This is a genomic window from Kribbella sp. NPDC049174, assembly GCF_043197365.1.
Lineage (GTDB): Bacteria > Actinomycetota > Actinomycetes > Propionibacteriales > Kribbellaceae > Kribbella.
In genome coordinates, this window is sequence record NZ_JBICSZ010000002.1 from 1,360,619 (window position 1) to 1,373,107 (window position 12,489).

Consider the following 12,489-nt stretch of genomic DNA (forward strand, 5'->3'; position numbering starts at 1 on the left):
TGCCACCAAAACCCATCCGGCCGCAGTGCCAGATCGGGCAGGTCAGGGTCAACCGACCCCTTCACACGGCACGCCATCAGCCGAGCACAGCTCGGCGGCGGTACCTGGGCGGGTGTCGGTTGCAGCAGGGTCGCGGTCGCAGTGGCAGCTGGAACAGGGCCCGGATCACTGTTGGACCGCGTTCGGCCAACGGTCGTTTCCGGAACGGCTGACCCCGTACGACAGCAGAGGGATGACGTGCGAATCGCTGCTTGTTGTGCCAGGGCGCGGAGGCGCCGGACGGGAGTGATTCCGCCGGCATCGCTGACGGCGTCCGGGGCGCGTGGCAGGCTGGCGAGTATGTGTGGACGATACGCGTCGGTGGCCGGCCGTGCTGATCTGCTCGACGCCGGCGAGGACGCTGACTCGGTGCGGCAACTGCGGGCGAGGGGAGAGATCAGGTGCCCAGGATGAGGACGTCGACCGCTTTCGGGGTCGATATCGGCGGCAGCGGGATCAAGGGCGCCATCGTCGACCTGGAGACGGGCGACCTGGCCGCGGAGCGGGTGAAGTACCTGACGCCCAACCCGTCCACGCCGGAGCCCGTCGCCGCGGTCGTGGCCCGGCTGGTCGAGCAGGCCGGGTGGATCGGTGAGCTGGGTGCGACGTTCCCGGCCGTGATCAAGAACGGGGTGGCCAGGAGCGCCGCGAACGTCGACAAGAGCTGGATCGGGACCGATGTCGAGAAGGTCTTCACCGACATCACCCACTGCGACGTGACCGTGCTCAACGATGCCGACGCGGCCGGCATCGCCGAGGCCCGGTTCGGCGCGGCCAAAGGCGTCGACGGCGTGGTCATCCTGCTCACCTTCGGCACCGGTATCGGCAGCGCGCTGCTGCTCGACGGCCAGCTTGTGCCCAACACCGAGCTCGGTCACCTCGAGCTGGACGGGTACGACGCGGAGATGAAGGCCTCCTCGGCGGCGAAGGACAACGAGGGCCTGTCGTACAAGCAGTGGGCCAAGCGGGTGCAGCGATACCTTCGGCACGTGGAGAACCTGTTCACCCCCGACCTGTTCGTGGTCGGCGGCGGGGTCAGCAAGCACGCCGACAAGTGGGTGCCGCTGCTCGAGATCTCCACCCCGGTGAAGCCGGCTCAGCTGCTCAACAACGCCGGCATCGTCGGCGCGGCGATGGCCGCGCACGAGAAGTTCGCCGAGTAGGCCGACTACAACCCGGCGCCTGGCATCGGTGGCGGCTCGCCCGCCGTACCGTCGTCGGAAGGTCGCACCGTGATCCGCCCAAGCATGACGTCAGATTCACGATAGTCGACGTACGTATGTTCCCTTGAACCTTCGTAACAATGCCTTCCATGTAGCCGACTATCGGGTGGGGGTGACGTCGTCATGCAGTGCTTTGCGTGCCTGCGGAAGCGGCGACAGGCGTTCTCCACACCGCGACTGGACATCAGGCGGATTTGTGGCGGGCGCCGCCCTCGATGTGGATCGTCTCGCCGGAGATAAAGCCCGCACGGAGGAGCCACATCACTGTGTCGACGACGTCCTCGGTCTCGCCGTAGCGTCCGACGAAGGTGCCGGCCGCGCTCTTGCTCAGCAACCCGGCCTTGTTGTCACCAAGGCGATCCCATGCGCCCGAGTCCACAACACCCGGCGAGATGGCATTGACCCGCACCGGAGCGAGATCCGCCGCCAGGTGGCGCGCGGCGTACTCGACCGCGCCGTTCGTGATCCCCTTGACCAGTGAGCCCGGCCCAGGCCGCCAGCCGACGACGCCGGAGAACATCACCATCGATCCAGTCGGCCGCAATACCGAGGCGAAGTGCTTCGCGACCAGCATGGGCCCGACCACCTTCGCCGTGAACGCAGCCAGCAGTTTGTCGCGATCCAGCTCGGTCGCACGAACGTCGTGCGGCGCCGAACCGCTCGTCACGAGGTGATCGATTCCATGCTTCAGCCGATCCGCCGCGGCCGCGATCGTCGACTCGTCCTGCAGATCAATCCGTACCGCGGTGGCGCCGATCTCGCGGGCCAGCACGTCGGCCGCGGCCAGATCACGCGCACCGACAACTACCTCGTACCCGTCCTTCACCGCACGCCTTGCCACGGCCGCGCCGAGCGCCCGTGCACCGCCGATGACCAGGATCCGCTCCATGTGTCTCACTCCCTCTCGTAGGATCGGGTGCAACGGTATGGATTTGATACCGGTATCTTCAACGGAACTGGGAGCACCCGTGGGCAAGGCGTACAACGTGATGGCAGCGACCTGCCCGAGCCGCACCGTGCTGCATCGCATCGGAGCCCGCTGGACCGTGTTCGTCGTCAACGCCCTGGACGACGGACCTCGCCGCTTCACCGACCTGAAGGCGCACGTCCAGGGCATCACCCCGAAGGTCCTGACCGAAACCCTGCGTTCCCTGGAAGCCGACGGCCTGATCAGCCGGCACGAGTACGACGAGAACCCGCCTCGGGTCGAATACGCCCTGACCCCGCTGGGCCGCTCCCTGCTCGTCCCGCTCCGCGCCGTGCGGCTCTGGGCCGAACAGCACGTCCCCGACATCGAGGCAGCCCGAGCCCGTCGGCATGGTCACCAGTAGCGCAACTCAAGGAGGCCGCGCATGAATTCGGACCGTCTCGTCCCACGGTGGCGGATTGAGCCGATGACGTCCTCCCGGAACCAGGCGCCCGAAGGCCGCGCTCCACGAGGCTCAGGGCTCAAGGGTCCCGGTGCGGCCGAGCCTGCCATCGTTTGTCGCCGCCGACGATTCGCCGACCGAGGTACGCATCGATCTCGATCGGTGGGTTGCGGATCATCTGGTCGTCATCTCCAGTGTCAATCCGGCGATCGCGGACGCCTTCTGCCGCGGCTCGTGACCATGGCCGGAAGGATCGACCAGCCATGGCCCGTCCAATCCACCGGATCGTTGGCGCTGGGACAACGCCTCGGCTGGGACTTCCCGTGACAACGGGACATTCCGCCCTGCTGCGGAATGGATTCAGAAGCGCAGAACCGACAAGTCCAGCTGACGATTGCACATCGTCTCACGCGCCTGTGTGTATGTGAGCGGCCCACGTGGAGGGGAGGTCAGGATTCAGGTTGCGGCGGCGACGGATGCTTCGGTGAAGGGCCATGGGCGCCGCGTCAACGCCACCGTCGGCGATTGCGGAGTAGACGTCCTTGGCGACACGGACCGCGGTCCGGTCGGCGATGGGCCAGAGGGTGGCGATGACATGGCGATACCCAGCCAACTGCAGGGCGGCCGCCAACTGGATTGATTCGTCGGCGAGATGGGGTCCGGTGCTCGCAGTCGCACAGGCGGACAGGTAGGCCAGGTCCGCATTATCAAGGTGCAGCCCAGTCAGGTCGAGCACGGTCAGGGGATGGGTTTGGTAGTCGGCAAGCAGCAGGTGACTAGCTGATGGGTTCCTGATGTCAGAGACGGCGTGGCAAGCGAAGTGAGCCCAGGCGCTTCCCGACAACGCGGCAAGAACCCGTTCGTGTGTTGCGTCCGGCTGCAGGCCACTGGTGGGCTCCAGCCCGAGATGCGCAGCCTCCTCCGGACGCAGCACGCCGTGTAGAACTGAGAACGCGTCTGGGAACCAACCGCGCAGCAGGTTGGCCTCGTCCACTGTCCCAGGCAGGTCCGGTTTGCCCGGCGTGTGCGGCATTGCCACTAACACGTAGCGCATCGGAGTCTCTGCAGTGCGGTCGGATCGGTTCCGGGTCGATCGCCTGCTTTGCGACAGTGCTCGCAGGGTCGGCGTATAGGAAGACACGACGCGATCCAAGACTGTCGCCGGAGCATCGTCGAAACGCGTGGTGTGGTGGCCTGCAGCATGCAACGGAAGAAGTGTCAGCAACCCTGATGGGCACCACCACAACCTCCACAAAGCCTCTGCCTCCGCGACAGCTGCCGAGGCTGCGACAGTTGGCGAGGCTGTGCCACCTGGCGAGGCAGCGATCCCTAATCGCTCAAGCACTGGGCTTGCGATGGTGTCCCATAGCCATCCGAGGATGCGAGAGAACTCTGCCTCGGCCCAGTTCCTCAGTTCGGGACCACTAAGGGCGTCCTGCGCGACTTCCAGCATCGAGAGAGCTTGTACAGCATGATGCTCGACCGCCCCGGGCGTCACCTCTGCAAGTGGCACCACCTGCACCCCATCCGAGGTCAGGAGCAGCGCATCGGAGCGGATATCCGTCACATTCAGGAGCGCGAAGGTCTCATGCCTCGCAACAGGCAAGAGTTCCCTAATAGGTACAGGCAACAGAAACGCTGCGAAGCCAGGCTTGGATCGGATCTCAGCCACCACCTGGTCAAACTGCTCGGCCGCCCGTCGTCGCAGGTCAATCATGGCACTCTCGACGGTCTGCGATGCCAAGTCTGAGTCGCCCTCGCTGATCGTATCCAAAGTGTGCGACTTTCGCACATCTGGCACATTCAAGCGGTTGAGCTCGTCACGCAGACGAACGAACTCAGTGGCGAGTTGTGGATGATGCTCAGTCAATTGGGTCAGCTCGGTGCGCGTGTCCAGCGCCTGCCCCAGGAGTACCCCGCGCCCCTGCTCCAACAACTCGACCGCCCTTTCGACCCGGCCGGCTTGCAGGCAGCAAGCTGCCGCCTCTGCACCAAGCCCCGCGAAGCCCGTTAACCAGTACTCCTGATCCGATCGTTGCATGCTGCGTGGCGCCACCCGAGCCAAAAGTCCAATTGCTGCCTCGAAGCCTTCAATTGCTGAGGGCCAATCCTGTACAACGGCCGCGAATCGACCCCATTCGCGAGCGGCTTGCGCTCGTATTGTCGCCGGTGCCGTTGACTGACCTGCCGACTCTTTCCACGCCGCAATCGCGATTTGCACATCCGACGCAGTTTTTGTGAGTTTGGCCCGGGAAGTTAGGGCCAAACCTAGGTTGGACACGACCCCAGCGCGATGAGGAGAGTCCGACGGGGTAGCGGCCACCGCTGCCTCGTCGATCTCGATTGCTAGATTCAGATCGGCCAGCCCGTGCAGGCGCGTATAGCGGCGCCAAATTGCCATGCCGAGGTTGGTCATAAACTGGGCCCTGCTAGCGGAATCAGGTGGAGTAGCGGCGACGGCTTGCTGCAGCAGGTCGACAGACCGGTTCAAGTCGGCCAGAGCACCCAACCGGTCATACCTCACCCGAAGCCTTGTCCCGAGGTTGGCAAGGACGCCCGCGCGGCCGGCGGAGTCCGATGGGGCGGCGTCGAGCGCAGCCTCGCTCATTTCAACTGCACGATTCAGGTCGTCCAGTCCACCGACGCGGTCATAGCGGTGCGACAGTGCGGTCGCAAGGTTGTCCAGGACGCCCATGCGCTCGGAAGAGCCGGACGGAAGAGCTGCCAGCGCGGCCTTGCTCATTTCAACGGCACGGTTCAGGTCGCTCAACCGACCCGTAAGCTCGTGGCGCGCCTGTAGCAACGTCCCGAGGTTTGAAAGGATTGAGCACAGGTCGGGATGGCCGGGTGGCGAGGCGACCAGCGCGGCCTCGCCGACCTCGATTGCTCGATCTAGATCGACCCGGCCGCCCAGAATCTCGTAGCGGCTCAGGAGCGCGGCCCCGAGGTTGGCCAGGTAGCCGGCATGATCGGGATTGTCTCGGGGAATTGCGATCAGAGCGTTCTCTAGGCGGTCAATGGCAGCCGTTAGCAGGATGGGGTCTGCGCTGCTTAGGGCCATCGATACAAAGTTGGCTCCCCGGGAGGCCGACGTCTTGGGTCCACGGCCGGCCGTGAGGGAGTCACCGAAGAAGCGCGCGGCCTGGGACGCCCGTACCCAAGGAGTATCCCCAGCCTGTGGCGGGATGCCATCGAAGAACTCGCGCACAGGTTCTGGAACTGACTCGGGCTGCGATTGGTATACCTGGAAGAGCCAGACGAGAGCGAACGCAAGGTCCGCATGATCAGACTCAGGCGATCCCGCAAGGTAGCGGTACCAGCACAGCCACCCCACAGTAGAACAGACCTCAGGTTCAACAGAGAGATCAGGCACCGGTCCCACCAGGGCCACCATTTCATCGACGGCACCCTGAGTGAGCACAGCATTCACGTCGCCGGACTCGAATCTCGTCAGCCGCGCGCGCAGCGCCGCGATCTGCTCATTGATCATGCCGGTCCCCCCTCGGGCGCAAACCTGGCGGGCAACCTGTCGACGTCCGCCTCTTGGTTCACGATGGAGTGAATGGGGGCTCGGCGTCGTCGGAGCCGCGCCACAGGTAGCTGGTCAGTCGTTCACCCTGGATGCGTTCTTGTCTCGGATCCGTGGGAAGTGGCCAGCGCAGTTGCCGGTAAAGCTCGGTGCGGTGCAGGTCGAAGGCGGCTTCGAGCAGATCGCCGAAGATCTTGGCGCGGGCGGGTATCCAGAACCAAGCGGCGGCGACGGCAATGGTCAAGCCAACAGGGATAACCAAGGGTGTCCAGACGGTGAAGGCACATAACAACAGGCCCCAAATGGTGGCGGCGACGCCAGCGTCGAGAGAAGCGCGGGCGGCCTGCACTTCCTTTCGGGGAGTGTCGGGCAGCAGGAGCCATAGCCGCGGCCAGACTACGACGGCATCCAAGCCATACTTGTCGCCTGGCAATGACTCCGCGGCGCGGAGGATGTTGCCAATCCGGGTAGGCAGGTACCGATTTGGGTTGCTAGGTTGGCGGCGGCGCTCCGAGTCGAGGCGCACGAAGGCGGCCAACTGCTCTGGTGTCGCAATTTCCGGCTGCCCCATTACGACTGCCGCGAGCTGCTGCCATTCGGCGTTCTCGGCCTTGGAGCGATCCTGCCTGCGTCTGATCAGCCAGCCTCGAACCCCTGAAAGCCAGCCCGGCCAGTAGCCCTCAAGCAGCCGCAGCGCCGGAAAGGTCAATCGGTCCACGATGACCCCGGAGGCCAACACGCCCACCAGCACACACAGGAGGACGGCCAACTGCGCGACGGTGGACTGACGGTCAAGCCAAGTGGTCAATTCGCTGAGCCGATACAGGCCGCCACCGTGGTAGGCCCAAGTAAGCAACCCTCCTAGCCAGTACGCCAGCGCGGGCCCGGCCACCGCCGCCCAGCGGTCGGCGAACTTGCCATTGACCCCTTCCCAGAAGGCGGACAGCACGTCTCCACCTCAGTTCCGGACCAAGGCCGACGCGTGGGTCGGACAGGCAGGGATTCGCGTGCCGACAGCCGGTCGGTACCAGACGTAGTCGCCGCTTACGCAGATGTACTTGCCGACGTGCAGCACCGGCTCTGTGTCGCCGGCCAGCGCCCGGTAGTCGGCCCCTCCTCGGAGCAATTCAGCCGGCTGGAGTGAGGGTGGACGGTAATCGGGGGCGTCGGCGAGCACCTCGGTCAAGAAGTCCTCTGTCGTCTCGTTGGACCGCATCAGCGAGACCAGCGCGCGCGCTCTTTCGTCTTCCTTGACGTCAGAGTTGAGCAGAATCGCAATCTGTCGGTCGAGGTCGCGGCCGAGGGTTGGACCCACCAATTGAGTCATGTACGGTCGCATCGCCCGGGCCGCCTCCAACACGCCAACTTCATCCATGCGATCCCCCTTCGGCCTATCAGTATTGGCGATGCATCCTTTCGGCAAGGAACGACCAAGACTGAATCGAGCCCCGACCCTCGGTCGCGGCTCGGCCAGGCTCTCCCGGGTGGTCGCCGAGTTGTATGGCGGACCCGAAATCAAGCGTCGATGAGGCCACAATTCCTTCCCCCAAGCACCACCGTGCTCGCGCGATCGGGCCTTGTCGAGACTTCGGCAACAGGTGCGCTGAGAGCGTCTGCTGCTGGAAGCTCTCACCAGGAGCACCCGTCCAGCAGATTTGGCCGCCGTCAGATGGCGCCAAGGCGCTCGAACCCTCCTTCGTCGCCTGGCCGTTCAGCGCCCTGAACTGCGTGAGACCGACGAGTACCTCCAGCGCAACTAGCCCATCCAGTCGGTGGCACGGCGAAGATCGTCGGCTGGCCGGATCACGCCGTGGCTCACGGTCGGCGACCGAGAGTGCAGCACACCCCTGCCGGGCTATCGCCGGCGACCTGCGGGCTTACCGCCCGCGCCTTGCGCGCTGCCGCGCGTCCGACCACCCGTGGTGACGGCCAGCGGGATCTGCGAGCCCTTCCAACTGTTCTGTGCGGATCAGCGCAGCGCGCTGCGCCTCGAGTCCCGCGATCTGTGCGAACCGGAGGATCCGGACTGGAACGAGCGGAAGGCGGGCAATCATTTCGATCCGGCCGAGCGCTGGAAGGCTTTCCATGAGGTCGTGCGCGACACGACCAGCAGAGGCGCAGAGGTCCGGCGCGCTTGCATCGTGTCGGAGCCGATCAGTGAGTACGTGCAGTTCGAGTACGACGTCACCGAGCCGCGCAACATCGCCGCACTCGAGCAGGTGCGTTGGCTGCAGCGGACGGCCAGTCCGCTGGTCCCGCCGAACGATCTCTGGTGTTCGACGAGCAAGTTGTGCTCTGGAATTTCCGCGACGGCATTGGGACATGGGTGGGTGAAGAGCTCGCCGACGATCCCGAGCTGGCCAAGTTGTGCGTAGCATCGTTCGACGCTGTGTGGGGTCGAGCGGTCCCGCACTAGGAGTACCAACCGAGCTGACAAGAGGTCGTTGCCGACACCTCCCGCGTTTCGAATGCCCAGAAGGCCAAGAGTGACTTGGCGCCTGTATCGGTGAGATCCGGAAGGCCGCCGGCCTCACCGGACGGGCACTCGCGTCATCGTGTGGCTGGCACGAACCGAAGGTCTCAGATGTGGTGCTGTTCAGTCGGGGAGGTGGCCGGTGTCGAGGAGATGCTGGGCGACGTTGCGCAGCTTGGTGTTGTTGTCTTGGGAGTAGCGCCTCAGGATCTCGAAGGCACGGACCTCGTCGATGGTGAATCGTTCCCTGAGAATGCCGACGGCCTGACCTGTCCGTTTCCCTGCTTCGACTGCTTGAAGCAGGGACTCGTGCTGTTGTGCCGAGGCGATCGCCACCGCGCCGTAGGTCGCCAGGCGGGCTGCTCTGATGTCGTCAGCGTCGAAGGTGTGCGGGTGTTCACCGGTCAGGTTCAAGGCGCCCAAGGTCGAGCCGGCCACGGTGAGAGGAATGCTGAAGGTCGAGCGGCCGCGTGCGGTGACCCGGCGGGTCCACTCCGGCCAGCGAGTCTCGGCGGCGGTATCGGGGACGAGAACGCTCAAGCCGGTCCGGATCGCGGTAACGCAGGGGCCCTCACCGAGCTGGAGTTGTGCGGCCAGTGCGACGTGGGAGGCATCGTCGGTTGCCGCTGCCGGCCTGATGTCGGTACGGCGTTTCAGCGCGACGGTCGCATGGTCACAGGCCAGGAAGTCGACGGCGAACGACAAGAAGCGATCGACGGTCTGTTGGGTGTCCGGGGCCTCGTGCAACTGCACGACCAGGTCTTCCAACCGGTCCTCGTCAGGGACGAACGCTGAGCTGGTACTCGGAGGCATCGCAGAGCCGGGCTCTGAAGCAACACCTTCCGGGTGATCCTCGGGGATGGCTTCTGGGAAGGTCACTGGTTTCTCCAAGCCGGAACCGGTAGCTCCATTGCGCTCGATGCCGATTCGCACACACCGGTGGCTTGATGTGCCCGGGTCAGACGAGGCCGGGAGGCTCCGACTGCGATCCACTCAGGTAGATAGGAAGACAGCTCTTTCTACTTTCTATCGGGGCCGAAGTCGAGAGCGTAGGGTGCGTCGTATGACGTCCAGCGGGATTGCGGTACGCAGAGAGTCACCTCGGCAACGCATTCTCGACACCGCCTACCAGTTGATCTCGCGCCGCGGTGTACGCGATGTCGGCGTCGAAGAGGTCATCGCCAAGGCCGGCATCGCCAAGGCAACGCTGTACCGGCACTTCCCGTCCAAGACCGATCTCGTCCTCGCCGTACTCGAGCAACGCGAGCAGCTCTGGACGCTCGGGCTGGTCGAAGCCGAGGCGCGGCGGCGCGGTGCCACCCCGGAAGCACAGCTGTTGGCCGTGTTCGATGTGTTCGACGAGTGGTTTCGCAGCGACGGGTTCGACACCTGCACGTTCGTCAACGTGTTACTGGAGATGCGCCCGAGCCACGTGCTCGGAGCGGCCAGCATCCGGCACCTGGAAAACATCCGCACTGTCATCGCTCGGCTGGCCACTGAAGCCGGCCTGCGAGAACCCGAGGAGTTCGCCCGGTCCTGGCACATTCTCATGAAGGGCTCGATCGTGTCCGCCGCCGAGGGCGACACCGAGGCCGCGCACCGCGCCCAGTCCATGGCAGCAAGCCTGATCGACCAGCACCGCTGAACCGCAGTCACGATCGGCTAGCGCAGCGGGTGGGCAGCCGCGCAGGCTGCCGGTGATCCGAGGTGCCAAGGATACGACTGAGACGCCGGGATCACGTTGGTCGGCGTACATGGGTTGCTGTGGTGCGGGTACCGAGCTGCGGTGAGGCAAGCAGGCGCGGGACTGGTCGCTTGCCGTTACCGGCTTGGTGAGGTCCTCGGTCGTGGTGGGATGGGGGAGGTTCATCGCGCGACGGACGAGGTGCTGGGCGAGGGGTCGCGGTCAAGGTATGTTGCCTGTTCCGCGGACACTCGCCAGCGTCGGAGCGATTCCGCCGGGAGGCGCGGGCGACGGCAAGGATTCGTAGACCTCATGTGGTCGCCGCCTACGAGGCCTCGTGACCAGGCTCCTGTCAGGCCGTTGGTGTGCGCCTGTCGAGACCAAGCGGGGCCCAACTGTTGGCTGGTGTTGTTGCTCGAGGTTGCCTGTGACTCCGAAGTGGTCGGTGCCGAAGCGGCCCTTGGTGAATGACGTGTATTCGTCCCCGAACAGTTCCAGCGTCTGGTCCGACTCTCGGTCTGCAAGCCCCGCCAGTGGGCTCGATGATGTTTGCCGGCCATGATTCCGGTGCGATGTTGCGGGGGGCTTCCAGGTGTCGGTGCTGCACAACATCGTGCACCTCCTGTTCGGCGTGGTCGGGCTCGCGTTGGCTCGTACCGCATCGGGGGCCGTGCATTTCTGATCGGCGGTGGAGCCGTCTACCTGGTGCTATGGATCTACGGTCTCGTTGTCGACCAGACCAGTTCGGCCAACTTCGTTCCGATGAACACCGCAGACGACTGGCTCCACGGAGACGTTCCGTTGTGTCCGCGGCGGCTGCCCTGGTAGGCCATCTCCCGGATCGTCCGAAGCCACGCGGGCGCCAATTGCCAGCCGGGCGGGGAGTTGAGCATCGGGTCGAAGCGGTCGCGTATGTCGGTGAGCGGGGTCAGCAGGGTCAGTCGGCCGACAGTGCGCCAGCTCCTGTTCGGCCGGCGATGGCGACGGTGAACTTCTTGGGTGCGTCGTGGACGAGCTTCGACACCGATGAGTGGCCGACCTTTGGACCGCGGGGTGTAGCCATGAGCCAGAACCACTGGTGGTGGAACTCGGACGGCGCCAGCGTGCTGTACTGCGCGGTGCTCCAGTCACCGGCGGGGACGGGCAACCACCGGGTCAGGCGGCCTTGTCCTGCGCTGGACAGCAGTAGGTCCCAGGGCCCGCTGTCGGCTGCTGATTGCACGCGGATCGCCAGTCCGAGGACGTCGACCTGGTCGCCGGGGGTGCCTGCGCCTTTGGAGAGCCGTGCCACGGCGTCGTACCGACCCTCCGGGAGCGGGGCAATGCGGACAGCAGCTCCGGGCTCGGCTGGGGCATGATGTCGGCATGGAAGCTGCTGACACGGTTCCAGTGGGCGGGGACGCTGGTGATGGCCAAGTGAACTTCAGGCCTGGCCGAGCGCACTCGGCTGCGTCGGCTGACCTGTTCGCGAAGCTCGCGGTCGAGTTGCATGACTCGGATGGCGTTGGCGAGACGGTGGATGCGGTCGCGCAGTTCGCGTTGCAGGCACTGAACTGCTCACACGCAGGTGTCGCACTCGTCGTACGAGGCCGCCCGGAGGTCCCGGCAGCGACGGATCCAATGGTCGCCGAGATCTATCAGTGGCAGATGGCCTGCGGCGTCGGACCGCTGGTCGAGGCGATGCGCGGCGACGCGACCCTGCTGGTCCGTGATACGGCGACGGAGCGGCGCTGGCCGGAATGGGCGGCCAAGGTGCTCTCGCTCGGTGTACGGAGCGTGCTCGACGTTCCGCTGAGTACGGCGGCCGGCACCGTCGGCATCCTTGGGTTGTACAACGTCGAGCCGGATGCGTTCAGCGCGGATGACGAGGCGATCGCGCACATCCTGGCCCGGCATGCCTCGGTCGCGGTCGCAACGGCTCGCAACGAGGAGTCCATGGCTCAGGCGGTCGACGCGCGCAAGCTGGTCGGGCAGGCAATGGGCATCCTGATGGAGCGGCACGGCCTGGACGGAGACCGCGCGTTCGCGATCCTCAAGCGCTACTCCCAGGACACCAACACGAAACTCCGCGACGTAGCGCAAGAGTTGATCGACACCCGCCGCCTTCCGCGCTGATCCAGCCAACAGATGGTGATGTTGTCGCCGCGGGTCGATGAGACCTGGCCGGATGG

10 protein-coding genes and 2 pseudogenes are annotated in these 12,489 nt (G+C 65.3%); 6 read left to right on the forward strand and 6 right to left on the reverse strand.

Annotated elements, in window-relative coordinates; genetic code table 11:
• Positions 1-449: 449 nt before the first annotated feature.
• On the forward strand, positions 450-1,202 hold the full coding sequence (ppgK, locus tag ACGFIF_RS17095; RefSeq protein ID WP_393155425.1) for a polyphosphate--glucose phosphotransferase: 753 nt from the start codon (positions 450-452) through the stop codon (positions 1,200-1,202).
• A 244-nt stretch (positions 1,203-1,446) separates the two neighbouring features.
• Here ppgK and ACGFIF_RS17100 read toward each other — a convergent pair whose 3' ends face one another.
• Complete coding sequence (locus tag ACGFIF_RS17100) at positions 1,447-2,151, reverse strand: SDR family NAD(P)-dependent oxidoreductase (RefSeq protein ID WP_393155426.1); 705 nt, start codon at positions 2,149-2,151, stop codon at positions 1,447-1,449.
• A 79-nt stretch (positions 2,152-2,230) separates the two neighbouring features.
• Between ACGFIF_RS17100 and ACGFIF_RS17105 the strand changes: the two genes are divergently transcribed.
• Positions 2,231-2,593, forward strand: coding sequence for a winged helix-turn-helix transcriptional regulator (locus ACGFIF_RS17105; RefSeq protein WP_393155427.1), 363 nt, complete (start codon positions 2,231-2,233; stop codon positions 2,591-2,593).
• 445 nt (positions 2,594-3,038) lie between these two features.
• On the opposite strand, the gene ACGFIF_RS17110 is transcribed toward ACGFIF_RS17105, so the two are convergent.
• The 3 genes from ACGFIF_RS17110 to ACGFIF_RS17120 are packed head-to-tail and all read right to left on the reverse strand — an operon-like array spanning position 3,039 to position 7,536.
• The gene (locus ACGFIF_RS17110) at positions 3,039-6,122 is read right to left on the reverse strand and encodes a CHAT domain-containing protein (RefSeq protein ID WP_393155429.1); all 3,084 of its coding nucleotides are present in this window, start codon (positions 6,120-6,122) and stop codon (positions 3,039-3,041) included.
• Between the two features lie 58 nt (positions 6,123-6,180).
• Positions 6,181-7,110, reverse strand: coding sequence for a hypothetical protein (locus ACGFIF_RS17115; protein WP_393155431.1), 930 nt, complete (start codon positions 7,108-7,110; stop codon positions 6,181-6,183).
• A gap of 9 nt (positions 7,111-7,119) precedes the next feature.
• A complete protein-coding gene (locus ACGFIF_RS17120) occupies positions 7,120-7,536 on the reverse strand; it encodes a hypothetical protein (RefSeq protein ID WP_393155432.1) in 417 nt (138 codons plus the stop codon).
• Between the two features lie 547 nt (positions 7,537-8,083).
• Here ACGFIF_RS17120 and ACGFIF_RS17125 point away from each other — a divergent pair.
• Positions 8,084-8,577, forward strand: a pseudogene (locus ACGFIF_RS17125) (DUF6879 family protein).
• Positions 8,578-8,757: 180 nt separating this feature from the next.
• Here the strand turns inward: ACGFIF_RS17125 and ACGFIF_RS17130 are convergent.
• Complete coding sequence (locus ACGFIF_RS17130; protein WP_393155434.1) at positions 8,758-9,513, reverse strand: GAF and ANTAR domain-containing protein; 756 nt, start codon at positions 9,511-9,513, stop codon at positions 8,758-8,760.
• A gap of 184 nt (positions 9,514-9,697) precedes the next feature.
• On the opposite strand from ACGFIF_RS17130, the gene ACGFIF_RS17135 reads away from it, so the two are divergent.
• Both ACGFIF_RS17135 and ACGFIF_RS17140 read left to right on the forward strand, forming a co-directional pair.
• On the forward strand, positions 9,698-10,279 hold the full coding sequence (locus tag ACGFIF_RS17135) for a TetR/AcrR family transcriptional regulator (RefSeq protein WP_393155435.1): 582 nt from the start codon (positions 9,698-9,700) through the stop codon (positions 10,277-10,279).
• A gap of 670 nt (positions 10,280-10,949) precedes the next feature.
• Positions 10,950-11,146 (forward strand): annotated as a pseudogene (locus ACGFIF_RS17140) (DUF4383 domain-containing protein).
• Positions 11,147-11,255: 109 nt separating this feature from the next.
• Here the strand turns inward: ACGFIF_RS17140 and ACGFIF_RS17145 are convergent.
• Positions 11,256-11,609 (reverse strand): hypothetical protein, encoded by a 354-nt coding sequence (locus ACGFIF_RS17145; protein WP_393155436.1) that lies wholly within the window; start codon positions 11,607-11,609, stop codon positions 11,256-11,258.
• 125 nt (positions 11,610-11,734) lie between these two features.
• Here ACGFIF_RS17145 and ACGFIF_RS17150 point away from each other — a divergent pair, with 125 nt between their 5' ends.
• The gene (locus ACGFIF_RS17150; protein WP_393155438.1) at positions 11,735-12,433 is read left to right on the forward strand and encodes a GAF and ANTAR domain-containing protein; all 699 of its coding nucleotides are present in this window, start codon (positions 11,735-11,737) and stop codon (positions 12,431-12,433) included.
• Positions 12,434-12,489 lie beyond the last annotated feature (56 nt).